Origin of the sequence: Marinobacter sp. NP-4(2019) (assembly GCF_003994855.1) — a bacterium.
GTDB lineage: Bacteria > Pseudomonadota > Gammaproteobacteria > Pseudomonadales > Oleiphilaceae > Marinobacter.
Map to the genome: position 1 here is coordinate 1,013,761 of NZ_CP034142.1, position 22,573 is coordinate 1,036,333.

20 protein-coding genes are annotated in these 22,573 nt (G+C 56.3%); 19 read left to right on the forward strand and 1 reads right to left on the reverse strand.

Going from position 1 to position 22,573, the window contains the following annotated elements; all coding sequences use genetic code 11:
* The first annotated feature begins 134 nt into the window (after window positions 1–134).
* From murJ to EHN06_RS04635, 13 genes are all read left to right on the forward strand, one after another.
* On the forward strand, window positions 135–1,715 hold the full coding sequence (gene murJ, locus EHN06_RS04575; RefSeq protein ID WP_127330582.1) for a murein biosynthesis integral membrane protein MurJ: 1,581 nt from the start codon (window positions 135–137) through the stop codon (window positions 1,713–1,715).
* A gap of 83 nt (window positions 1,716–1,798) precedes the next feature.
* Window positions 1,799–2,770, forward strand: coding sequence for a bifunctional riboflavin kinase/FAD synthetase (ribF, locus tag EHN06_RS04580; protein ID WP_127330584.1), 972 nt, complete (start codon window positions 1,799–1,801; stop codon window positions 2,768–2,770).
* A 68-nt stretch (window positions 2,771–2,838) separates the two neighbouring features.
* Window positions 2,839–5,658, forward strand: a complete 2,820-nt coding sequence (gene ileS / locus EHN06_RS04585; protein WP_127330586.1) for an isoleucine--tRNA ligase — start codon at window positions 2,839–2,841, stop codon at window positions 5,656–5,658.
* On the forward strand, window positions 5,658–6,182 hold the full coding sequence (gene lspA, locus EHN06_RS04590; RefSeq protein WP_127330588.1) for a signal peptidase II: 525 nt from the start codon (window positions 5,658–5,660) through the stop codon (window positions 6,180–6,182). The genes ileS and lspA overlap by 1 nt, the downstream gene beginning before the upstream one ends.
* On the forward strand, window positions 6,182–6,634 hold the full coding sequence (gene fkpB, locus EHN06_RS04595) for an FKBP-type peptidyl-prolyl cis-trans isomerase (RefSeq protein WP_127330590.1): 453 nt from the start codon (window positions 6,182–6,184) through the stop codon (window positions 6,632–6,634). The genes lspA and fkpB overlap by 1 nt, the downstream gene beginning before the upstream one ends.
* A 20-nt stretch (window positions 6,635–6,654) precedes the next feature.
* Window positions 6,655–7,608 carry a 4-hydroxy-3-methylbut-2-enyl diphosphate reductase gene (gene ispH, locus EHN06_RS04600; RefSeq protein ID WP_127330592.1) on the forward strand — a complete coding sequence of 318 codons (954 nt, stop codon included), beginning with the start codon at window positions 6,655–6,657 and terminating at the stop codon, window positions 7,606–7,608.
* 181 nt (window positions 7,609–7,789) lie between these two features.
* Entirely contained in the window at window positions 7,790–8,392 is a 603-nt protein-coding gene (locus EHN06_RS04605; RefSeq protein WP_127330594.1) for a GspH/FimT family pseudopilin, read from the forward strand.
* A gap of 14 nt (window positions 8,393–8,406) precedes the next feature.
* Window positions 8,407–8,949, forward strand: a complete 543-nt coding sequence (gene pilV / locus EHN06_RS04610; protein WP_127330596.1) for a type IV pilus modification protein PilV — start codon at window positions 8,407–8,409, stop codon at window positions 8,947–8,949.
* Window positions 8,950–8,993: 44 nt separating this feature from the next.
* Window positions 8,994–10,043, forward strand: coding sequence for a PilW family protein (locus EHN06_RS04615; protein ID WP_228257409.1), 1,050 nt, complete (start codon window positions 8,994–8,996; stop codon window positions 10,041–10,043).
* A 20-nt stretch (window positions 10,044–10,063) separates the two neighbouring features.
* On the forward strand, window positions 10,064–10,549 hold the full coding sequence (locus EHN06_RS04620; RefSeq protein WP_228257410.1) for a pilus assembly PilX family protein: 486 nt from the start codon (window positions 10,064–10,066) through the stop codon (window positions 10,547–10,549).
* A gap of 36 nt (window positions 10,550–10,585) precedes the next feature.
* Window positions 10,586–10,978: a hypothetical protein gene (locus EHN06_RS04625; RefSeq protein WP_127330600.1), complete on the forward strand. Its 393-nt coding sequence runs from the start codon at window positions 10,586–10,588 to the stop codon at window positions 10,976–10,978.
* Window positions 10,975–13,938, forward strand: coding sequence for a pilus assembly protein (locus EHN06_RS04630; RefSeq protein ID WP_127330602.1), 2,964 nt, complete (start codon window positions 10,975–10,977; stop codon window positions 13,936–13,938). Before EHN06_RS04625 ends, EHN06_RS04630 begins: the two co-directional genes overlap by 4 nt.
* Before the next feature lie 6 nt (window positions 13,939–13,944).
* Window positions 13,945–14,397: a type IV pilin protein gene (locus tag EHN06_RS04635; RefSeq protein WP_127330604.1), complete on the forward strand. Its 453-nt coding sequence runs from the start codon at window positions 13,945–13,947 to the stop codon at window positions 14,395–14,397.
* A gap of 47 nt (window positions 14,398–14,444) precedes the next feature.
* Here EHN06_RS04635 and EHN06_RS04640 read toward each other — a convergent pair whose 3' ends face one another.
* Window positions 14,445–15,005: a GspH/FimT family protein gene (locus EHN06_RS04640; RefSeq protein WP_127330606.1), complete on the reverse strand. Its 561-nt coding sequence runs from the start codon at window positions 15,003–15,005 to the stop codon at window positions 14,445–14,447.
* Window positions 15,006–15,186: 181 nt separating this feature from the next.
* Between EHN06_RS04640 and EHN06_RS04645 the strand changes: the two genes are divergently transcribed.
* The 6 genes from EHN06_RS04645 to EHN06_RS04670 all read left to right on the forward strand — a co-directional run bounded on the left by EHN06_RS04645 (window position 15,187) and on the right by EHN06_RS04670 (window position 22,570).
* The gene (locus EHN06_RS04645; protein ID WP_127330608.1) at window positions 15,187–15,666 is read left to right on the forward strand and encodes a type IV pilin protein; all 480 of its coding nucleotides are present in this window, start codon (window positions 15,187–15,189) and stop codon (window positions 15,664–15,666) included.
* Window positions 15,667–15,912: 246 nt separating this feature from the next.
* Entirely contained in the window at window positions 15,913–16,425 is a 513-nt protein-coding gene (locus tag EHN06_RS04650; RefSeq protein WP_127334346.1) for a GspH/FimT family pseudopilin, read from the forward strand.
* On the forward strand, window positions 16,422–16,898 hold the full coding sequence (gene pilV / locus EHN06_RS04655) for a type IV pilus modification protein PilV (protein ID WP_127330610.1): 477 nt from the start codon (window positions 16,422–16,424) through the stop codon (window positions 16,896–16,898). The genes EHN06_RS04650 and pilV (EHN06_RS04655) overlap by 4 nt, the downstream gene beginning before the upstream one ends.
* Complete coding sequence (locus EHN06_RS04660) at window positions 16,891–17,988, forward strand: PilW family protein (RefSeq protein WP_127334347.1); 1,098 nt, start codon at window positions 16,891–16,893, stop codon at window positions 17,986–17,988. Before pilV (EHN06_RS04655) ends, EHN06_RS04660 begins: the two co-directional genes overlap by 8 nt.
* The gene (locus EHN06_RS04665) at window positions 17,988–18,542 is read left to right on the forward strand and encodes a pilus assembly PilX family protein (RefSeq protein ID WP_127330612.1); all 555 of its coding nucleotides are present in this window, start codon (window positions 17,988–17,990) and stop codon (window positions 18,540–18,542) included. Before EHN06_RS04660 ends, EHN06_RS04665 begins: the two co-directional genes overlap by 1 nt.
* Window positions 18,539–22,570 carry a pilus assembly protein gene (locus EHN06_RS04670; RefSeq protein ID WP_127330614.1) on the forward strand — a complete coding sequence of 1,344 codons (4,032 nt, stop codon included), beginning with the start codon at window positions 18,539–18,541 and terminating at the stop codon, window positions 22,568–22,570. The genes EHN06_RS04665 and EHN06_RS04670 overlap by 4 nt, the downstream gene beginning before the upstream one ends.
* Window positions 22,571–22,573 lie beyond the last annotated feature (3 nt).

Consider the following 22,573-nt stretch of genomic DNA (forward strand, 5'->3'; position numbering starts at 1 on the left):
TTCATCCCGTGTTACAGAAGGGCTGTGCTAAACTCGCCGCTCAGCAGGCAGCGACACTTGCGAGTACGCAGGTAATTACCGAAATCCCGGCCTGCTGCCGAGTTTTATTATCTACTCCAGACGTCAGGGCCCGAATGTCATCCCAAGCCGAAAATACACCACAGAAAAAAGAGCCACCAAAAGCGCCGGGCCTGCTCCGCTCGTCAGGATTGGTTGGGGTGATGACGATGCTCTCCCGGGTGCTGGGGCTGGTGCGGGACATGGTGATCGCTCGCTATTTCGGGGCCGGAGCCAGTGCCGACGCCTTCTTCGTCGCCTTCAAGATTCCCAACTTTCTGCGCCGGCTGTTCGCGGAGGGGGCTTTTTCCCAGGCTTTCGTGCCAGTGCTGTCGTCCTACCGGGAAAAGGAGGACATTGCCGAGGTGCGCCGGTTGGTCAACGCGGTTGCCGGCTCCCTCGGGCTGGTGCTGCTCGGGGTGACTATCGTTGCAATGCTGGGGGCGCCTTTATTGACGGCGCTGTTTGCGCCTGGCTTTCTGGATGACGACTACAAGTTTGGTCTGGCCAGCGACATGCTGCGGATTACCTTTCCGTACCTGTTGTTGATCTCGCTGACCGCCTTCGCGGGCGGCATTCTCAACAGCTATGACCGGTTTGCGATTCCGGCCTTTACGCCGGTGTTGCTGAACCTGGCGATGATCGGTGCCGCGATATTCCTCACGCCGCTGATGGAAACCCCGATAATGGCCCTGGCCTGGGGGGTGTTTATTGCCGGGGCGTTGCAATTGTTCTTCCAGTTACCATTCCTGATGCGTCTTGGGCTATTGCCCCGGCCCAGGGTGGATTATCGCCATGAAGGCGTAAACCGGATTCTGAGACTGATGGCGCCGGCGCTGTTCGGTGTTTCGGTCAGTCAGATCAATCTGCTGCTGGATACGGTGCTGGCCTCATTCCTGCAGACTGGCAGTGTGTCCTGGCTGTATTACTCAGACCGCTTGTCCGAGTTGCCTCTGGGAGTGTTCGGTATTGCCATCGCCACGGTGATTCTGCCCAGCCTGTCCCGCAAGCACGCGGCTGAATCCGCTGACCAGTTTGCCGCCACGCTGGATTGGGCTGTGCGTGCGGTTCTGCTGATTGGTGTGCCAGCGGCGTTGGCGCTGGCACTGCTCGCCGAACCGCTGATCGCCACCCTGTTCCATTATGGTGAGGTGACCGACCGCGATGTCACCATGTCAGCGCAGAGCCTGCGAGCCTATTCCGCCGGGTTGCTGGCCTTTATGCTGATCAAGGTGCTGGCGCCCGGTTTCTTTGCGCGGCAGGATACCAAAACACCGGTCAAGATCGGTGTGATTGCCATGGTTGCCAACATGGTGTTGAACCTTATGCTGGTCTTTCCGCTGGCCCACGCAGGGCTGGCTTTGGCGACCTCTCTTTCCGCCTGGCTGAACGGTTTCCTGTTGTGGCGAGGATTGCGAAAAGAGGGCGCCTGGAAAAGTCAGCCGGGGTGGCCCCGGTTCCTGAGTCAGCTTGTCTTTGCCAACGTTGCACTCGCCGGTGTTATTGTCTGGTTGCAGGCCCCGGTTGCCGAATGGCTAGCGGCTGATGGGGTTCAAAAGGCGGCAGACATGGGGGTTCTGGTGGCGGCCGGGGTAGTGGTTTACTTTGCGGCGCTGGCCGTTGCCGGCGTCCGGGTAAGACATTTCCGCCACAGGTAGGTTATAATCGCGCGTTTTCTCACCAGCGGATGACCGTCGGCCATCCGTGGAATGCACAGCTGGCAATTGAAGGTTCGCATTACATGCGTCTGATCCGGGGCCTGACCAACCTGAAAATGCTCTCACGGCAGGAGGACTCACCTCTGGCCGATGGTTGTGTTGCCACCATTGGCAACTTTGACGGTGTTCATCTTGGTCATCAAACCATTCTGGACCAGGTCAAGGAAAAGGCCCGTGTCCTCGGGGTGCCGTCCGTGGTGATGATCTTCGAACCTCAGCCCCGTGAGTTTTTCCAGGGCAGTGAGGCACCACCCCGTTTGATGGCGTTTCGCCAGAAGTTCGAGGCGTTGCTGGCCGAGGGCATCGATATTGTGCTGTGCCTGCGCTTTGACGAGAAGTTCCGTAGTTACTCCGGTATGGGGTTTATTGAGGATGTGCTGATCGACGGGCTGGCGGTACGGCATCTGGTGGTTGGTGATGATTTCCGCTTCGGCTGCGATCGTGCCGGGGACTTTGCCTTGCTGGAACAGGTCGGGTTGCAGCGGGGGTTCAGCGTCGAGAACACCCGGACCGTGACCGTTGGCGGCCAGCGAGTGAGCAGTACCCGGGTACGGAACCTGCTGAACGTGGATGGCCTGGAGCAGGCAGAACAACTGCTCGGTCACCCTTACCGGATACGGGGGCGGATAGTCTACGGACGTCAATTGGGTCGTGAGCTTGGCGCACCGACGGCGAACATCCTGTTGCGGAGAATGCCCGCACTTCAGGGTGTGTATGTTGTCAGTGCGACCCTGGAAGACGGTTCCATTCACGATGGTGTGGCCAATATCGGGCTCAGACCGACCGTGGATGGCAAACAGCCGTCGCTGGAAGTGCACCTGTTTGACTTTGCTGGCACACTTTATGGACAACATATTGAAGTGGTGTTTCGTCACGGTGTGCGGGAAGAGATCAAATTCTCCTCCGTGGACGAATTGAAAGCGCAAATAGCCCGTGATTTTGAAAGCGCCCGGGCGTGGATTGCCGACCATGGTTCTGCCGCTGGTGACCGCTGAGGTCGACCGGTGTGATTTGGCCTCCATTTTACTGATGACAACTGACCGAAAGAGTACGCACACATACCATGAGCGACTACAAGCACACTCTGAATCTGCCTGAAACCGCCTTTCCCATGCGCGGTAACCTGGCCAAGCGCGAGCCGGACATGCTCAAGCGCTGGCAGGACCTGGACGTCTACGGCAACCTGCGCAAACAGCGTGAAGGGCGGGACAAGTTTATCCTCCATGATGGCCCTCCTTACGCCAACGGCAGCATTCACATCGGTCACGCGGTCAACAAGATCCTCAAGGACATGATCGTCAAGTCCCGCAGTTTCATGGGGTATGACGCGCCCTATGTGCCGGGCTGGGACTGTCATGGCCTGCCCATTGAACACAAGGTTGAGCAGGAAATCGGCAAGGCAGGTGTGAAGGTGGATTACAAAACCTTCCGTCAGGCTTGTCGTGACTATGCCACCAAGCAGATCGCCGGGCAGAAAGCCGACTTTATCCGTTTGGGCGTGATGGGCGAGTGGGATAAGCCCTACCTCACCATGGACCCGAAAGTGGAAGCGGGTATTGTTCGCGCGCTCGGCAAGATTGTCGCCAAAGGTCACCTGGTTCGTGGTTACAAGCCGGTTTACTGGAGTGTGGTGGGTCAGTCCGCACTGGCAGAGGCCGAGGTAGAGTACCAGGACAAGACTTCCACCCAGATTGACGTGCGCTTTACCGCGGTGGACCAGGCCAAGGCTCTGTTACCGTTTGGCACCGACAAGGGGGAAGGGGATGTGTCCGTGGTGATCTGGACCACCACACCCTGGACTATCCCCGCCAACCAGGCGGTATCTCTGAGTGCCGATCTGGACTACGCCCTGGTTCAGCTGGACGTCGGGCGGGGCCCTGAGCGTATGATCCTGGCCGCCGAGATGGTGGAAGGCATTATGGCGCGCTGGTCCGTTGAAGACTTCGAGGTGCTGGCCACCTGTTCCGGTGCCGCGCTGGAGCATCTGGCGCTTCACCACCCGATTTACGACAGGCAGGTGCCGGTGACCCTGGGGGATCACGTATCAACGGACGCGGGTACTGGCGCCGTACACACCGCTCCCGACCATGGCCTGGAAGACTTTGAAGTGGGCAAGGCCTACGGCATCGATACCCTGAACCTGGTGCAGGCGGATGGTACTTATACCGCCGCCGCAGGCGAGTTTGCCGGCGTGCACGTGTATAAAGCCGACGAGCCGGTGTGTTCCGCGCTGGAGCGTGAGGGCAAACTGGTGTTCTCCGAGAAATTCCGCCACAGCTATCCCCATTGCTGGCGCACCAAGACACCGCTGATCTACCGCGCTACCCCGCAATGGTTCATCAGCATGGACAAGGAAAACCTGCGTGCCGATGCCCTGGAAGCCATCAAGGGTGTGCGCTGGGTTCCGGCCTGGGGGCAGAATCGCATTGAGGCCATGTTCCAGCAGTCTCCGGACTGGTGTATCTCCCGTCAGCGTACCTGGGGGGTGCCGATCACCCTGTTTATCCATAAGGAAACCCAGGAACTGCACCCGGATACCCAGAACCTGATCGAGGCGGTGGCCAAAGAGATCGAAACTGGTGGTATCGACGCCTGGTATGAGATGGATACCAACGCGCTGCTGGGTGAAGACGCCGACCAGTATGAGAAAGTTACGGACACCCTGGATGTCTGGTTTGACTCGGGTGTGACCCACGATTCGGTCCTGCGCCCGCGTTCCGAGCTGGGTCAGTTCCCGGCCGACATGTATCTGGAAGGTTCCGATCAGCACCGTGGCTGGTTCCAGTCGTCCCTGAAAACCTCCATCGCCATGAACGGAGTCGCCCCCTACAGGCAGGTGCTGACCCACGGCTTTACGGTGGATGGCAAGGGTCACAAGATGTCCAAGTCCATGGGCAACGTGATTGCGCCCCAGGAAGTCATGAACGAGCTGGGCGCCGACATCCTGCGCTTGTGGGTGGCTGCCACGGATTACAGTGGCGAGATGACAGTCTCCAAGGACATTCTCCGTCAGACCGCGGACGGCTACCGTCGAATCCGCAACACCGCGCGTTTCCTGCTCAGCAACCTCACCGGGTTCGAGCCGGACCAGCACATGGTGGCGCCGGAGGACATGATTGCCCTGGATCGCTGGATGGTGGATCGTGCCCTGCAGTTGCAGAATGAACTCAACGAGGACTACCAGAACTACGCGTTCCTGCGTATCTATCAGAAGGTGTACAACTTCTGCGAAGCGACACTGGGAGGGTTTTACCTCGATATCATCAAGGACCGCCAGTACACCACCCAGGCCGACAGCCGCGAGCGTCGTTCCTGCCAGACCGCGCTCTACCACGTGGCCGAAGCCCTGGTGCGCTGGATTGCACCGATCCTGAGTTTCACCGCTGACGAAATCTGGCAGACCCTGCCGGGTAAGCGTGGCGACACCGTGTTCTACGAGACCTGGTACGAGGGCCTCACGGCGCTGCCGGAGAATGCCGAGCTGGGGCGCGACTACTGGCGTGAAATCTACAGTGTCAAGGAAGCGGTGAACAAGTGTCTGGAAGAAGCCCGCGGGCGCGGTGAAATCAAAGGTTCCCTGAGTGCGGAAGTCACCCTGTACTGCGAAGGCGAACTGGCGGCGGATCTCAAGCACCTGGGTGAAGAGCTGAGGTTCGTGCTGATTACCTCGGAAGCGACGGTCAAGCCGGTGTCCGAAGCAGGGGATGCCGAGCCCACCACCCACGAAGGATTGTTGGTGAAGGTGACCCCGGCGGCCCATGCCAAATGTGAGCGTTGCTGGCATCACCGGGAAGATGTGGGGCAGCACGCGACCTACACCGATCTCTGTGGCCGTTGTGTCACCAACGTGGAAGGCGCGGGTGAAACCCGCTCGTTCGCCTGATGGATGCCGTTATGACCGATGAACGCCCCGGCGCCAAACTGAAGTGGCTGTGGCTGGCGGTTCTGGTGATTGCGCTGGATCTGGCGACCAAAGCCATGGCAACGGCCATGCTGACCTATGGCAACCCGGTGCCCGTGATCCCCAGCTTCAACTTGACGTTGCTGCACAATACCGGCGCTGCCTTCAGCTTCCTGGCAGGCGCCGATGGCTGGCAGCGCTGGTTTTTCGTGGTGCTGGCCATTGGCGTGAGCGTGGCCCTGGTGATTTGGCTCCGGTCCCTCAAACGCCATGAAACCTGGCTGGCCGTTGCTATCGCCCTGATTCTCGGCGGCGCACTGGGCAACGTCTATGACCGGGTAGTGCATGGATACGTGGTGGATTTCCTGCATTTCTACTGGCAGGACTGGCATTTTCCCGCGTTCAACCTGGCCGACACCGCGATCACCATCGGGGCCGGCATGATGATTCTCGACATGTTCCGCAAGCACCCCGAAGAGGCTGCGGACGGGAGTGATAAACACTGATGAAAGAATTGCCTGTAGACAAGGGAACCCGTGTAACCCTGCATTTCGCGTTGAAGTTCCAGGACGGTGAAGTGGTGGACTCCACCTTTGAGAAAGAACCCGCCACCCTGGAAATTGGTGACGAGAATCTGCCCGAGAACTTCGAAGCCTATCTGATGGGCATGACCGCGGGTGAGCAAAAATCCGTGGAAGTACCCCCGGAGAAAGCGTTCGGTCAGCACAACCCGAACAACGTACAAACCTTCAAGCGCCATGAATTCAGTGCCGACATGGTGCTGGAGCCGGGCGTGATGATTTCTTTCGCCGATGCGCGCCAGCAGGAGTTGCCGGGTGTCGTCAGCCGTGTCGAGGGTGATGAAGTGGAAGTGGACTTCAACCATCCCCTGGCAGGGCGTACACTGACCTTCGACGTGGAAATTATTGACGTGGAGCCGGTCGGACCGGCCCACTAACCAGAGCAGCAGGCGCAGATATGCAGATCCGACTCGCGAACCCCCGTGGCTTTTGTGCCGGTGTCGACCGTGCCATCGAAATCGTTAATCGGGCCCTGGATGTGTTCGGGGCGCCCATTTACGTACGCCACGAAGTTGTTCATAACAAATTCGTGGTCGACAACCTGCGGGATCGTGGCGCGATTTTCGTGGACGAGCTGCATGAAGTGCCAGACGACACTCTGGTCATCTTCAGCGCCCACGGCGTGTCCCAGGCGGTGCAGAATGAAGCGGCGAGCCGTGGCCTGAAAGTATTTGATGCCACCTGCCCACTGGTCACCAAAGTCCACATGGAAGTCATGCGCTACAGCCGCGAGGGCCGTGAGTGCATCCTGATCGGTCACCAGGGTCATCCGGAAGTCGAAGGCACCATGGGCCAGTACGATCACAGCAACGGCGGCGACATCTACCTGGTTGAAAACGAAGAGGATGTTGAAAAGCTGGCGGTGCAGAACCCTTCCAAGCTGTCCTACGTCACCCAGACCACACTGTCGATGGACGATACCGCCCGCGTCATTGACGCCTTGCGCGCCAGGTTCCCCGAAATCCAGGGGCCCCGGAAAGACGATATCTGCTACGCCACCCAGAACCGCCAGGACGCCGTCAAGCAGCTGGCCGGCGACTGCGACCTGATGCTGGTGGTCGGCTCGCCCAACAGTTCCAACTCCAACCGACTGCGGGAACTGGCTGAGCGCATGGGCACCCCCGCCTACCTGATCGACGAAGCCGCCCAGATTGAACCGCAATGGTTGGACGGCAAACAATCTGTCGGCGTCACCGCCGGCGCCTCCGCCCCGGAAGTGCTGGTGAATGACGTAATAGCCCGCCTCCGCGAGCTTGGCGGCGACCTGCCCGAGGAGATTGCGGGCAGGGAGGAGAACATTGTGTTTTCCATGCCGAAGGAGTTGCGGATTGATGTGGTGGATGTAAGCTGATTTTGCATGTGGGCCGGGTGGTGCGCCGTGGACGTATCTGAGTACCCGTGTATGTGATGGCCGTCACACCAAACAAAGTTTACATGCCGCTCATCCCCCGACATTTGCCGCTGATCGAGTGACGCTGGCCTCTTAATTTTATCTGGCATAGTCTTTACCCAAGTAAAACTGGGAAGGATCTATGTCTGTAATCAAGCGTCATTCGGGTTTTACCCTCATTGAACTTCTGATCACCATTATCATCCTCGGGATCATCGCAGCGTTTGCGGTCCCGTCTTTCCGTGAGATGGTGCTGAATAACCGCCTTTCTGCACAAATCAATGAGACAACCAGCCTTGTCAGCTTTGCACGCAGTGAAGCGTCGAAGATTCTCTCCGGTGTCGTTACGGTATGTGCGTCCACAGACAGCGCCACTTGCAGTGGCAACTCCAACTGGGAAACCGGTGTCATTGTATTCCGCGATGATGATATGAATGCGACATTTGGTGGCACTGATGAGCTGCTCAAGGTCAGCGGAGGGCTTGCTGGCGGTAATACGCTCAGAATTATTGATATGACCAGTGACAGCGGCAATTACGTGCAGTTTGACAACAAGGGTTTCCCCAGGGCTTCGGCTGCTGTCCCGCCAAATGTGGCTGGTACGTTTGTTCTCTGTGACGAAAGGGGAGCTGCCGAAGCGAGGGCCATCTCGATCAATTTCTCGGGTCAGACCCATTTGGCCAGGGACACAGATGGCAATGGCATTCTGAACGACCATGAAGGCAACGACGTTACCTGTCCGTGATGGTGAGCCAAGACATGAACAAAGAGTGTACTCATAAACATCCGTTTTCCCGCACCGGCGACTCTGCCCGAAGCCAGCGTGGCTTCACGCTCATAGAGATCCTTGTGACGGTGTTCATTCTGGCGATAGGCCTGCTCGGTCTGGCCGGCCTTACTCTGGAGGGTATGCGTAACAACCAGGGAGCGTATCTCAGAACACAGGCCAGCATCCTCGCCTACGATATGGCTGATCGAATGCGCGCCAACAAAGAAAGGGCGTCGGATTATGCCGGCTTCAGCACAGATGGGGCTTCAACCACTCTGCCGGCCTGCGCTACAGATGCTGCCGGCTGTACGCCTGCCGACCAGGCCACGGTGGATAAGGTCGAATGGACCCGTCAGATCCAGGGGGTAGGCAGCGATATGGTCTTGTTGCCCGGAGGCGTTGGGACGATTCAATTCGATGCAGCCACGTCAAGGTTCACTATCACCGTGACCTGGGATGAAGTCGCCCGTGAGGGAGACGCGGGCGAGACGATTAGCGGCGACGGTTCATACACCGTGCGGTTTCTATTGTGAGGTATGACATGATCAAGGCTCCTGACGTAAGGAACATTGCCAGTATGAGGAAAACCCAGGGTGGTCTTTCACTGGTGGAGCTGATGGTGGCGCTCGCTCTCAGCGCCACCCTGATATTCGGCGTGTTCACGGTGTACATGGATTCCAACCGGACCTCTCAGGTAAGCAATGCGCTGGCGCGAACCCAGGAAGCTGCCCGCATTGCCATTGACCTTATGGCCCGGGATATGCGCATGGTCGGGTTCCAGGGCTGTGCCGATCCGGATGATGTGACCTTGAATGTCATCGCAGACGACCCGCCCACGGATGATTTTTTTGAGACTACGTTGCGTGGCTGGGAGGTGACGGACGGAACCTGGGCCGACGGCACGGAATATGACAATACCGACATTGAGTCCGATGCCAAAGTGGGCAGTGACGTGATCTCTGTGCAGCGTGGCGAAACGATGGGGATTGAGCTCTCTGGAAAAATGGATGTCGAAAATGCCAATGTCCAGGTAAAAGGCGACGATGTAGAGCGGTTTGGCCAGAACGATATTGTAATGATTTCCAATTGTGAGGCGGCGGACCTCTTCCGTATCTCCAGTCAGCCCTCCTCCGACACTTGGGCTCATGCTAGTGGCGTAAACAGTACAAACTTTTTGAGCCGGGCCTATACCGAAGAGGCCAGGATCATGAAATTTTCCTCCTCCGTATACTTCGTCGCCGATACTGGAAGGGATGACGCCAGAGGCAACGACATTTTCGCATTATACCGTCAGATAAATCAGCTGGACGGGTCACTCCTGCCACCGGAAGAAATCGTTGAAAACGTCGAGAACCTCCAGATCGAATACGGCGAAGTGTTGGCAACTAATAATATTCGTTACCGCCCTGCTGACGAGGTGGGAGATATGACAAGTGTGAAAGCACTGCGGATCGGCATGCTGATCAGCCACTCTGATCCGGTCCGGGATGACAACGATACCGCGGCTTACGCCCTTCCCGGCGAGACAATCACCGGGACCAGCGGTGGTGGTGCCGTCACTCACCCGGAGGATCGGCGTTTGCGCCGGACGTTCGTATCCACAGTAATGCTCCGCAACCGTGACTGATTGACAGGCTAATGGTGACCATGATGAACAGGCAGGCAAAAATCGTTTCAGTTTCGAGAGAGCACGGGGCAACGCTGATTGTATCCCTGATTGTGTTGCTGGTGCTGACGCTGATCGGGATTGCCGGAATGAACACCTCGGTGATGCAGGAGCGCATGGCGGTGAATTCCCAGAATTCAAACCGGTCATTCCAGGCGGCGGAGAGTACCGTGAGATCTCTGATGGATCAGGTGTACGCAAACAACCTCGACCTGTTGCGAGAATCCATGCAGAACGCCTCCGGCCTGAGCTCCGAAGTCAATGTGACCATCGACTCCGATAACGGCGTTAGCGGAAGTTATCAGGCGCGTTACCTGGGTGAGGTCATTGTCACTAGCGGCAGCTCCATGGATGCTGACGAGAGCTCCAACCAGTTAAAGGGGTTTCGTTACGAACTGGAGGGTGAGGCCAACATGACAAATACCGGCGCATCCGCGCGGGTGTTCAAGGGCATTGAATACTATTGATATCGAGAAAGGGGAGTTCGCACCCCGGAGGCAAGCATGAGCAAATTTTACTCACATAGTATGTTCAACCTCAAGGCTGTCGTTGCCGTGTTGCTGTGGGGGCTGGCGTCATTGGTGTTGGCCGATGAGCCGGCGGGTCGGCTTATAGACTCGCCCTATGAGGCGGTGGAGGCGCGGGCGATTGAATTGGTGGTCAGCGCCAGTGGCGATGTGGTCGGCGTTCGTGGTGAAGGCTGTCCTGGTTGTCCCTCCTCCTCTCTCCTTCCTGCTGGGGAACTGATTGTTGAGGCCGGAGGCCGGCGAGTGCAGGTGAGCGAGCTGGATACTTTCGATGGCCGACCCGGCGTTATTCACATCCACCGGCCGACGGGTATGGCTCATCGTGTGTCCTTCACTGGCATTGTTTCCTCTGGGGGTGACGAGCAATGAAAACAAACATCAATTTCCGCCTGATACTGTCAGTGGTGGCAATGGCGTTTGGCGCCACAGCGAGCGGACCGGTTTATGCGGATGATACCGAGATATTCTTTACACCGCCGGGCACCTCGGAGATCGTAAAGCCCAATATCATGTTTATCATCGATAACTCGGGCAGCATGGGTAGTACCGTTGATAACGCTGGCACTACCCGAATGGGTGTGGTTCAGACGGTGACCAAGAACCTCATCGACAAGATGCAGGACGTGAATGTCGGCGTCATGAAGTTCAACATCCAGACCAAATGTGACGAGAATAACGAGAACTGTAAGCGGGTGACGGAGAGTGGCGGCCACATCATGTCGGCACCCGTGGACGTGGTGAACAATGCGGATACATTGAAGGGGCTGATTGATGACCTTTACCCGGTGGGTAACACACCTTTATCTGAAACCCTGGCTGAAACCGCTCGCTACTTTCGTGGCGATGCCCCCTACTATGATGATCAGCCGATTTCATCGGTTATTTCTTCAACGGATGAGTCCTATATTTCGCCGGTCACCTACCAGTGTCAGAAGAACTATGCGGTTTTCCTGACCGACGGTGCGCCGACTGCGGATGATACCGATTCGGCTATCGGTACATATATAGGTCAGACCTGCGGGGACGGGAACGCATCGGATTCCAATGGCAGCTGCCTCGACGAGGTGGCCGGTTTTCTGGCCGATAGCGATCTGAGTGCCTCCCTGGACGGCGACCAGTACGTGATTACCCATACTGTCGGGTTCCACTCGGACCAGGCACTCCTGTCGGATACAGCCGCTGCCGGCGATGGCAATTATTATCTGGCCAATGACCAGGCCGCTTTGGAGGACGCATTTGATAAAATCTATCAGGCAGTCCGGGCTCAGGGCACAACCTATGTATCCCCGGGCGTTGCGATCAATACCTTCGATCGGCTGAACCACCTGAATACTCTCTATTATGCCCTGTTCCGGTCGGATAAGGGCGCCATCTGGGACGGCAACCTGAAGCGCTATAAGCTGGACATTCAGACGGACGATGCCGGTAACTCGATTGCGGTCATCGTGGATTCCAATGGTAATCCCGCTATCGACAACACCACCGGTTTCTTCAAAGAAACGGCAAAAAGTTGGTGGAGCCCTGTGGTTGACGGACCGGACGTCAGCCTCGGGGGGGCCGCATCCCAGCTGCCAACGACGACATCCAGCCGCAACGTTTATTCAAACCTGGACGGCACCAGTTCGGATCTCACGAACTCGGGCAATGAGGTCGTCACCACCAACACCAATATCACCAAGGCAGACCTTGGTGACAGCACCATGACCGATGCGGAATTCGAGAAAATTATCAATTGGACCCGTGGCGTGGATGTCAACGATGAGGACGGTGACTCGGATACAACCGATGCGCGGCAACTGCTGGCGGATCCGCTGCATTCTGTGCCCCAGTTGGTGATCTACGATGCCACTACCACGCCCCAGGATACTACTATCTACTACGCAGATAATCAGGGTTTTGTCCATGCAGTGGATGGCAATACAGGGGAAAGTGACTTCGCCTTTATCCCCCGGGAGTTGCTAAAGAACCAGCAGGCGATGATGAACAGTACGGACTCCTCCACCAAGCTCTATGGCATGGACGGCTCCGTGGTCAAGTGGAGCCATGATGATAATCACGATGGCAAGATCGTCAGCTCCGATAATGACTTTGTTCGCATCTTCTCCGGCATGCGTCGTGGCGGCAGAAGTTATTATGCTCTGGATGTGACCAACTCTTCGTCGCCGAGCCTTATGTGGTCCATCACCGGGGGCGATGGCGGCACAGCCGGGTTTGAGGAAATGGGGCAAACCTGGTCGACACCGGTCAAGACCAAAGTGTCGATCAAGAAAAAGGTTTATGACGTACTGGTCTTTGGCGGCGGTTACGACCCGGATCAGGATTCGGCAACCACCCATACTGCCGATGATGAGGGCAGGGCGGTGTATATTGTGGACGCAACGACCGGCGAACGCCTATGGTGGGCCGGCCCTTCCGGCAGCAGTGCTGATCTTGTGTTGTCCGAAATGCAGTACAGTATTCCGGCTTCTCCCAAAGTCCTGGACATCAATGGTGATGGCCTTGCCGACCAGATATACGTTGGTGATATGGGCGGGCAGATCTTCCGTTTTGATACGGGAGATTCCAGTAAGAGCAACACCCTGGTGGTCACCGGCGGGCGTATCGCCAATATGGGCGTCACCCATTCCGACCTGACCGAAACCTCCGAGGAGAAGGCCCGTCGTTTTTACCATACCCCGGACCTGTTCGGTATCAAGATTGGTGGCAAGCGGTATCTGGGCCTGGTGATCGGCTCCGGCTACCAGGCGCATCCGCTCAATACCACGATCAAGGACAGGCTCTACATGCTGAAGATTGAATCGGTAAGTTCGGCGCCAATCGATCCTTCAGACTCAAAGGAAGAAACGATACTCTATGAAACCCTGACCGAAGATGATCTGTATGACGCAACAGATAACCTCATTCAGCAGGGTACCGACACCCAGCGATCTGCTGCTTCGACTGAACTTGCGGGCAAACACGGTTGGTTCATTCGTCTGACCAATGCCGGCGAAAAGGTTCTGTCCGAAAGTACGACGGTCAATAACGAAATCTACGTGACCACTTATGAACCCAAAGCCAGCGATAACCCCTGCCTTCCGCCAACGGGTACCTCCAGGCTATACCACCTGTCGGCGTTTGATGGCAGGGCAGTTCAGAATTACGACGGCACAGGGGCTGATGATGCTCTGACCAAGAGCGATCGTTATGTTGAGCTAATTACCGCTGGCCTGCCCCCAACGCCCCAGAGGATGCGGGTTGAGGATACGGATGTTATCTGTATCGGTACGGAGTGCAAGACCATTAATACGGTCAAGGGTGTTGTGGAAACCTATTGGTATGAGGATTAAGGTTTGATGAGATCATACAAGGCTCAAAAAGGCTTCACTCTGATCGAATTGATGATTGTGGTAGCTATCATAGGCATCATCGCCGCCATCGCGTACCCGAGCTATACCGAGCATGTCCGCAAGACCAAGCGCTCGGATGGCCAGGGGGCACTGATGGGGCTGGCGGCAGCTATGGAAAGGCATTATGCGTCTAACAACAGCTATGAAGATGCTGCGGCCGGAGGGGCTGATACGGGATCCCCCGGCATCTACCCGGATGAGGCACCCCTGGACGGAAATGACAAATATTATGACCTGACGATTCAGTCGGCAGACGCCACAACCTATACCCTGAGGGCCACTCCCAAGGGAGCCCAGGCCGGGGATGGCATGCTGGAGCTGGATTCTACCGGAGCTAGGCGATGGGATCGGGATGACAGTAAGGCTTTCGAGACTGGGGAGAACACCTGGAGTAAATAAACTCTCTATCAAAGCCGGTCTGACGACCGGCTTTTCTTGTGCCCCGTTTAACACGTAATGGTGGCTCCCCAGCGCAGCTTGATGATGCCGTCTGCGTCATTATCGTATTTAACCCGAAATCGCCCTGCCATGTTCACAGGCATATACGTCATGGTGCCACTGCCGGTTTCGTTGGGGCAAAGGACCAGACTGCCTGGCGAGCCGTGGGCCATGCCGTTTTCATTGAAACGGAAGTAGCCCCGTCCACCGGTCCGTGAGCGCAGTGTAAATGAGCTATTCCCGTGAGAAAATTGCCTCAGGATTCGCCCTTCGTCCGGTTGTTTATCCTTATCCTCGTCTATGAACACCGATACCGGTAACTCCCAGTTGTCCACGCAATGTTGTTTGTCCGAGAGAGGGCAAACGGTAACAAGCTTGCGTTGGCTTGCGGCACTCCAGCGGGCGAAAGCAAACAGTCCGTGGTAATTTTCAAGAATGGCTCTATGCTGACCCTTGTTGGCCAGCATGTTCCAGCCAGGTACGGCAAAACTCAGAGTGATGGCAACAATCGCTATGACAATAATCAATTCCAGTAAGGTAAAACCTGTGGGATGCTTGTCAGGCAGCATTCTGAACGCTCCTTGTTGTTGGTAATTACTGGGTGCTGACTTCCTGTCAGGACCCGGGCGGGGAGTATAACTGATAACTCTTGATGGGTATGAGGGGCACGTTTCTCAAAATTTGGTTATTGAGTTTGTACGTTTATATTGATTCCTTACCCGCTAAGCAGTACATAGATTGAGGAAAAATATGCAGTGTTCACGGCCCTCAGGTCAGACCGGCTTTACCCTGATTGAATTGATGATCGCGGTTGCCATCATTGGCATCCTAGCAGCGATTGCCTATCCCAGTTACCTGGAGCACGTTAAGAGTACCAGGCGTGGAGATGCGCAAGGCGATTTGGCGTCCTTTGCGAATGCCATGGAGCGCTACTATACCCGGAATAGCACCTACATTGGTGCCGATGGTGGTAGTTCAGATATTAGCGACACGCTCACCGTTCCCGATGCATCGGTGTTCCGAAGCCAGTCACCGGTCGATGGAAATGCTTTCTATAACCTGAGAATCTACAACCTGACGGCCAACAGCTACGAGTTGAGAGCCGTGCCAATTGCGGGCACCACTCAAGCCGACGATGGTTTTCTTCAGCTTATGTCTTCGGGTATGCGTGGCTGGGATCGCGACAACCTGGGTTCAATTGATGCCGGTGAGCAGTCCTGGTCGAAGTAAAATGGTTGTCTAAAGGTTCGTGAAGTCTATGTCATTGGAGGACATTCCTGTTGCTCCTTGTATCCCGCCAATTGCGAAATGCGTCACAACAGTTCCAAATTGTCAATTGTTGAAAAAACTCACCGATTTAGCACTAAGAAACCAATCCTAACAGCCGATTAATAGTGTAGTGTCTATTGCATAAGGGTTGAATCTGGTTTCAATCTGGTTTCCCGGTAACGAAGTGAATTCGGGAGTTTTCTCAATATGACGCTCAAAAGCCAGAAAGGGTTCACTTTAATTGAACTGATGGTGACCATTGCGGTTCTGGCGATTATTGTCGGCTGGGCCATTCCCTCGATGTACTCGCTGATTAACCAGAACCGCCTCACCGCCACCTCCAACCAGATGCTTGGCGTGATCAATCAGGCCCGGAGTGAAGCCCTTCGCAGGGCGGACAGGGTCTGGGTCTCTCCACTGGATGGTGCTTCCTGGTCTTCGGGTATTGCTATCTGGCGTGATGCGGATGGTGATGGCAACCGCAGTGATTCGGAAATCATCCGTGTGGTCGAAGGTAGCAGCGGTCCGATTTCCGTTACCGGGTCGGCGTCTTCCCTGTCAACGGCCCCCTTCGGTTTCAGCGGAACCGGTTTCGCGATTGAGGAGCAGGCTTACCGTGTGACTCTCTGCATTGATGGCAAGACGAATGGCCAGGAAATCGAGATCAATGGTGGCGGTCAGATCCGGGCCCAAAGCGCTGTGTGCGGGGGTGGCGGATGATTCGTCAGCAACGTGGCGTGGGCATGATCGAGATTCTGGTGGCTACCCTGATTTTTGCCATTGGCCTGCTTGGTGTAGCGGGCATGCAGGTGTTCACCCTCAAGATGAACAGTAATTCAGAGATCCGTACCCGGGCGACATTGCTGGCTTCGGACATGGTGGAGCGGATGCGGGCCAATCCGAGTCAGTGGGACGCTTATAACATGGGTACGGACGAATGTGCAGTCGCGGTTGTCGGCACCCCGTCTTCGAGCAATGTGGCTGCCGTTGATCGGCGTCAGTGGTGTCTGAGGCTCGCCCGAGAGCTGCCGGCTTCGGAGGCTCAGGTGGTGATCGCGAATGGCGTGGCAACCGTCACCATTCGTTGGCAGGAGCGTGAGGGCCGTGAACTTGTGGATGCGGATGGTGCGGGTACCGGTTCCGAGCAGAGCACCAATGAGTTCGTTTTAAGAGCGAGGTTGGGCAATGTGTAACGTCAAGCCAGGCCGGATATCGCAACAGCTGGGCTTTACGCTGGTTGAGCTGATGGTCTCCATGACCCTGGGATTGATCCTGACTGCTGGCCTGGTACAGATTTTTGTCTCCAACAAGCAGTCCTTCATTATGAGTCAGGCCCTGTCCAATGTTCAGGAATCCGGCCGGGAAGGCGCGATGATTCTGGCGCGGGAAATTCGCAATGCCGATTACTGGGGGTGCATCACAGAGGCGACCTCGGTGAAGAGTAACCTTAACTCCAGCGGTACCGATGACGTGCTGGACTTTAGTCGCGGGCTGGAAATTTACCCGGATGCCGACAGTGACAACGCCATTGTGGATGGTTCCCACGTGATTGTCATGCGTGGTATCGGTGGCGCGCCGGAAGTGACGGTGGAGAAAGTGCCCGCGGCAGATGCTGCCTCGCTCCATGTCAGCGATGCGTCACTGTTTGAGCGTGGAGACATTCTGCTGGTGAGCGACTGTGAACACGCTAATATCTTTCAGGTCACCAAGGCTAATGAAAATGGCAACGACCTGGTTGTTCACAACACCGGTGGCACTGACGGTACAAATGCTATTTCTCCTGGCAACGAAAGCTCGAACATGCCAAAAAAGTATTCCGACAACGCCAAGATATACCGGCCGTCGGTGACGCGCTACTCGGTGCAGGCGGATGCGGATGGACGGCGTTCGCTGGTTGTCGAACGCGCCCTGATAGCTGGGAGTGGAGGCGCTGCGAACCAGTTGGGTACCCCTGTCGAGCTGGTCGCCGACATCCGCGACATGCGCACCCATATCGGTGTGGACACCGACGGTGATGGTGCGGTCGATAGTTGGCAGGACCCTCCCGCAAAAGATGCAGCGAACGCCGCCGATGTGCTTTCCCAGACCCTGGCAGTCAAAGTCAGTCTGTTGGTGCGTTCCCGAGATGACGATGTGAATGACGATGCCGTGCAGTTCTGTTTTCCGGGCTGGCTGGACTGCACCAGTGATGCCACTGGCCTTCAGACCGCCGATGACAGCGCGCTTTACCGGGTCTACACATTGACCGCCAGCATTCGCAACCGAACGTTGGAGGGAATCTGATGAGAGTTTATAGCCGGCAGAAGGGCGCGGCCCTGGTGATGACCCTGCTCATCCTGCTGATCCTGACGTTGCTGGCCTCCAGCAATATGGAGCGGACCACCATGCAGGAATTGATGGTGAACGCCCAGCGGGACGGTGAAATGACGCTCGAGCTGACCGAGGAGGTTCTGCGGGAAGCGGAGCGAAGAATCGATAGTGGCCTCGTGGTGTTGTCCGACTTTGATGAGGATGGTCCGCTGTATGCCGCCGGTTCGGCTCCAGACGCCAATGCTTCGTCCACCTGGAGCGATGCCAACACCTTCACCGCCCAGCAGACCTACGATGACTGGGTTGCGGAGTTCGGCGCCAAGTCCCTTTCGGTGCCCAGGTACTACATTGAACTGGTCGGGGATGTTGAGGGAATGAGCCAGGTCACCGATGTGGTGATGGCTGGCAGACAGGATATGACGACTGGGGATATTCGCCCGCTGGGGTTCCGGATCGTTGCCATGTCACAAGGACTCAGCGGAAACGCCCGCAGGGTTGTGGAGGTCTATTATGCAGGTGAGCTATGAATAAACGGCTGGCAGTGTTTGCGCGTAATGTGTTCGTGGCTTTCTGTCTGGTGCTGCCGGCATCCGGATATGCTGCCACTGGCGGTCTGGCTCAGACGCCACTCTTCATCAGCCCCGGTACCCAGCATAACGTGATGTTCGTGATGGACGATTCCAGGCTTATGGACCTGGAGTTGTTGCTGGATGGGGCACCTTCCGGGGCTGCAGATGACGAAACCCTGACCACCTGGTTTGGACAATTGCTGGAAGGATCCGGCATTGACTATCTAGGCTGGTCCGACGCATTGATTGGAAGTGTGAATTACGGTTATCTGTTCGAAACCTTTCTGGCGCCCGAATCCGGCGGGGTGCGCTATTACAATGGGCAGCGACTGAATCAGGATCACCTGGTGGTGCCTCCGATCAAAGCCTTTGGGTTTATGCGCTCTAGCACTTACAACGACCAATACTATGACCCTTCCGTTGACTATAGTCCCTGGAGTCAGAATGGCGTTTACACCGATGCTGTGCTGGGCAATCCGCTGCTGGACCCAAACTACGGAATGACCTTCGACGAAGCGGCCACGACGGCCGGTATCGAGCTTCTCGACGGCTTTCTGAGCGTTTTTGAAGACGGTTGGTGTGATTTCACCGAGCTTATGTCGGACTGGTTCGGCACCGACGTACCTGAGTATTGCCAGGACTCATATCCGCTGGCGGAGACCCGCATTCTGCCGTTTGCCTTTTCCGGTAACCTGGCAAGCCAGCTCAAGATCGCAACCGAGGGCGTGACAAGTCTCAATACCATACTGTCGGAGAGTGCTGATGGAAGTATGAGCCTTACCGATGCATCCAGTATGGGGCTTGGTTGTACCGCAGAACAGTTGAGCGCGAATTTTGATGACTTCGCGGACGATCTTGTGCAGGACGTATACTACCAATGCGTTGCCTACACCCCTGCCACCTATTATGTCCCGGTCGATGAAGGTTCCTACAGTCTCTGGTTTGATTCGGAAAACCATGACTGCGCTTCCCCCAATCCCGGGCATTATGGAACCTATATCGAGGACTGGTCGCTTGAACATAACCTGACATTTCAGCGTGCCGATGGCAGCGCTTTTGACGGTACTCTTGCCCCTGACGGGCGCTGCCTGGAGAAGATCAGTGTCAACGAGGAGCGGGTTTACCATCCCGGAACCGCTTATGAACGGACGTTCGTGGAAGAGCTCCAGAACTTCTCGAACTGGTTCCAGTACCACCGTCGTCGCCATCAGTCCATTCGTTACGGGTTGGGCGAGTCCTTGCAGTCGATCAGTGGCGTTCGCGCCGACCTTCTGACCGTCAACGACCAGACCACGAATGCCGATATGCTGGATACCAGTGATCGTGGCAGCGACGGTGACTTCGAGGCTCTGCAGGAAAAGGTTTTCCATGCTTATGACAACGTTCCGGCGACAAACGAGGCGCCATTGCGAGGGGCGCTTAACTACGCCGGAGCTCAATATCAGCGAACGGGCGTCGATGCGCCCATTCAGTACGAGTGCCAGCGCAACTATACACTGATGTATACCGACGGATTTGCCACGGATTACCAGGTTGACTCGTCATCGCTGGCGGATACCGCTGAGAACTATTATTCCACCAATTTGAGGACAGACCTGCCGAAGGGGCAGGTCCGCATACCGGGCCAGTGCCTGGATAATGATCCCTATCCGGGACTGGATTGTAACTCCAACCTGCATATGAATACCTATGGCGTGTTGCTGGGATCAAAAGGTAGTGTCTATGGTCAGCAGATTGACGGTACGCTCTACGATTCAGTGGACGATGTCCATGCCAGTGCGCCGGAATGGCCGGACGTCAATGATGTGAATGATCCCAATATTTCAACGTTCCAGATTGACGATTTATACCGAGCCACAGTGAATGGTAAAGGGGAGATCTATAACGCCCGTCTTCCGACTGATATCACAGACGGCCTGAACCGCGCGCTGGAAGATATCGACAATCAGTCGGGCGCTGCCGCCGCTGTGACTTTCAGCAGTGCAACGGTCGAGTCCGACTCGCTGATTTTCAGTGCGATTTTCAACAGTCGTCGCTGGAGCGGGCAATTGTCCGCAAGAGCCCTGAACAGCAGCAATGGTCGTCTGGTGCAGAACGCCGCCGGTTCGTATATCGGTGATGTTGTGTGGGAGGCGGGCGCCCGGCTCGATAGCCGAAACCTGAATGCGAATGCCCGGGAGATTATTACGTACAACCCTGTGACCGCTCAGGGAGTGCCGTTCCAGTGGTCAAGCCTGACGACAACGCAGCGTGCTGACTTGTTAATGGGTACCGACAGCCTGGATGCCACTGCGGCCGAGAAGCTGGCGGTTGATCGGCTGGCCTATCTTCGGGGGAATCGCGGCGAGGAAGCTCCTTTCGGTCAGTTCCGTGCACGAGACAGTCGCCTGGGCGATATTGTTCACAGTGCGCCAGTCTATGTCGATGAGCCGCGGATGGGATGGCCGGACCAGTTCCCCTATGGCGCCGAAGGAGCCCGTTATTCTGACTTCCGGTACTCCGATACAATTTCCGGGCGCACGCCGGTGGTCTATGTGGGTGCCAACGACGGTATGCTCCATGCGTTTGAGGCTACCCGGGATGCGACAGGGGGCGATGAGTTGTTCGCCTACGTCCCGAATCTGGTATTCAGCGACAGCGCCGGGAAAGGCCTGAATTACCTCACCGATCCGGGTTACCTGCACCGCTATTACGTCGATTTGACGCCGACCGTCGTCGATGCCTACATCGATGTTGACGATGGTACGGGCGACAATTGGCGAAGCCTGCTGATTGGCGGTTTACGTGCCGGTGGGCGGGGGCTGTTTGCACTTGATATTACTTCGCCTGACAGCGTGGGGGAGAATGACGCTGAGGATCTCGTACTCTGGGAGTTTGTTAATGACGATCTTGGCTATGTGATTGAACCGGTCAACGTCATCCTGACGGACCTTGGCTCGGGCTACGAGTGGGTAGCCGTGTTTGGTAACGGGCTGGATGCGCCCAGTGGCCGGACCGGACTGTTCATTCTTCGGCTGGAAGGCGGACTGGACGGAACCTGGGTTGAGAACAGTGACTACTGGTTTATTGAGGTAGACAGCGGTCCTGCCGGTGGCATGAATTCAGATGTCCGGTTGATCGACCTGGATGCAGACAATCTGGTGGATCGGATTTATACCAGCGATCTGGACGGGCGTATCTGGGCCTTTGCGTATGATGCGAACAATGATGAATGGGCCAGTGCGTATAATGGAAATGGACAAAATTCAGGGCCTATACCATTGTTTAGCGTTCCGGCTGGCCAGCCGATTACATCTGCGCCTATGGTTGTGCGTAACCCCTATGTAGAGACCAGCAATCAGACAGCGCCGAACCTCCTGGTGCTGCTCGGTACCGGGCAGTATCTGAACCAGGGAGACGTCGTAAATACGACGCCCACACAGTCTTTTTATGGCATCTGGGATTCCGGGGTGTCAGATCTCGATACGGAGAGCGGGCAACTGCTGGAGCGCGATATTACCGAGTCCACTACGGACGAGGGCGTGGTTCGCAACCTCAGTGATGATGAGATTACTTGGGGCGATAAGAATACACCCTACATGGGCTGGTACATTGATTTCGATACCATTCCCGGGGAGCGGGTCATCATGGTCCCCCAGGTGCGTGGCAACACGATTCTGTTCAATACCACGATCCCGCCTACCAACGAGTGCTCATCCAATGGGGGCAGTTTCCGGATGTTTGTGGATCTCGACGGAACGGATCCGGATCAGCAGGTATTCGATACCAATGGGGATGGCCGGGTGACGAATGCTGACACGCTGGTGTCCGGCTTCTATTTCACCGGTGGAGTTCTGTCCATGTCCAGAATACTGGGCAATGTGATGTTCGATAACACCGCTGGTGGTGTTGGCGATCTCCAGGACTTTACCAATGAGAACGTCGTGGAGTTCGGTGACAAGACTCTGCGCGGACGCCTGGGATGGAGAGAACTGATTTCCGAATGATAA

What these genes read in the sequence shown, in the direction of transcription:
- murJ (WP_127330582.1), top strand. Translation starts at nt 135, where the DNA reads ATGTCATCCCAAGCCGAAAATACACCACAGAAAAAAGAGCCACCAAAA.
- ribF (WP_127330584.1), top strand. Translation starts at nt 1,799, where the DNA reads ATGCGTCTGATCCGGGGCCTGACCAACCTGAAAATGCTCTCACGGCAG.
- ileS (WP_127330586.1), top strand. Translation starts at nt 2,839, where the DNA reads ATGAGCGACTACAAGCACACTCTGAATCTGCCTGAAACCGCCTTTCCC.
- lspA (WP_127330588.1), top strand. Translation starts at nt 5,658, where the DNA reads ATGGATGCCGTTATGACCGATGAACGCCCCGGCGCCAAACTGAAGTGG.
- fkpB (WP_127330590.1), top strand. Translation starts at nt 6,182, where the DNA reads ATGAAAGAATTGCCTGTAGACAAGGGAACCCGTGTAACCCTGCATTTC.
- ispH (WP_127330592.1), top strand. Translation starts at nt 6,655, where the DNA reads ATGCAGATCCGACTCGCGAACCCCCGTGGCTTTTGTGCCGGTGTCGAC.
- EHN06_RS04605 (WP_127330594.1), top strand. Translation starts at nt 7,790, where the DNA reads ATGTCTGTAATCAAGCGTCATTCGGGTTTTACCCTCATTGAACTTCTG.
- pilV (WP_127330596.1), top strand. Translation starts at nt 8,407, where the DNA reads ATGAACAAAGAGTGTACTCATAAACATCCGTTTTCCCGCACCGGCGAC.
- EHN06_RS04615 (WP_228257409.1), top strand. Translation starts at nt 8,994, where the DNA reads ATGAGGAAAACCCAGGGTGGTCTTTCACTGGTGGAGCTGATGGTGGCG.
- EHN06_RS04620 (WP_228257410.1), top strand. Translation starts at nt 10,064, where the DNA reads ATGATGAACAGGCAGGCAAAAATCGTTTCAGTTTCGAGAGAGCACGGG.
- EHN06_RS04625 (WP_127330600.1), top strand. Translation starts at nt 10,586, where the DNA reads ATGAGCAAATTTTACTCACATAGTATGTTCAACCTCAAGGCTGTCGTT.
- EHN06_RS04630 (WP_127330602.1), top strand. Translation starts at nt 10,975, where the DNA reads ATGAAAACAAACATCAATTTCCGCCTGATACTGTCAGTGGTGGCAATG.
- EHN06_RS04635 (WP_127330604.1), top strand. Translation starts at nt 13,945, where the DNA reads ATGAGATCATACAAGGCTCAAAAAGGCTTCACTCTGATCGAATTGATG.
- EHN06_RS04640 (WP_127330606.1), bottom strand. Translation starts at nt 15,005, where the DNA reads ATGCTGCCTGACAAGCATCCCACAGGTTTTACCTTACTGGAATTGATT.
- EHN06_RS04645 (WP_127330608.1), top strand. Translation starts at nt 15,187, where the DNA reads ATGCAGTGTTCACGGCCCTCAGGTCAGACCGGCTTTACCCTGATTGAA.
- EHN06_RS04650 (WP_127334346.1), top strand. Translation starts at nt 15,913, where the DNA reads ATGACGCTCAAAAGCCAGAAAGGGTTCACTTTAATTGAACTGATGGTG.
- pilV (WP_127330610.1), top strand. Translation starts at nt 16,422, where the DNA reads ATGATTCGTCAGCAACGTGGCGTGGGCATGATCGAGATTCTGGTGGCT.
- EHN06_RS04660 (WP_127334347.1), top strand. Translation starts at nt 16,891, where the DNA reads ATGTGTAACGTCAAGCCAGGCCGGATATCGCAACAGCTGGGCTTTACG.
- EHN06_RS04665 (WP_127330612.1), top strand. Translation starts at nt 17,988, where the DNA reads ATGAGAGTTTATAGCCGGCAGAAGGGCGCGGCCCTGGTGATGACCCTG.
- EHN06_RS04670 (WP_127330614.1), top strand. Translation starts at nt 18,539, where the DNA reads ATGAATAAACGGCTGGCAGTGTTTGCGCGTAATGTGTTCGTGGCTTTC.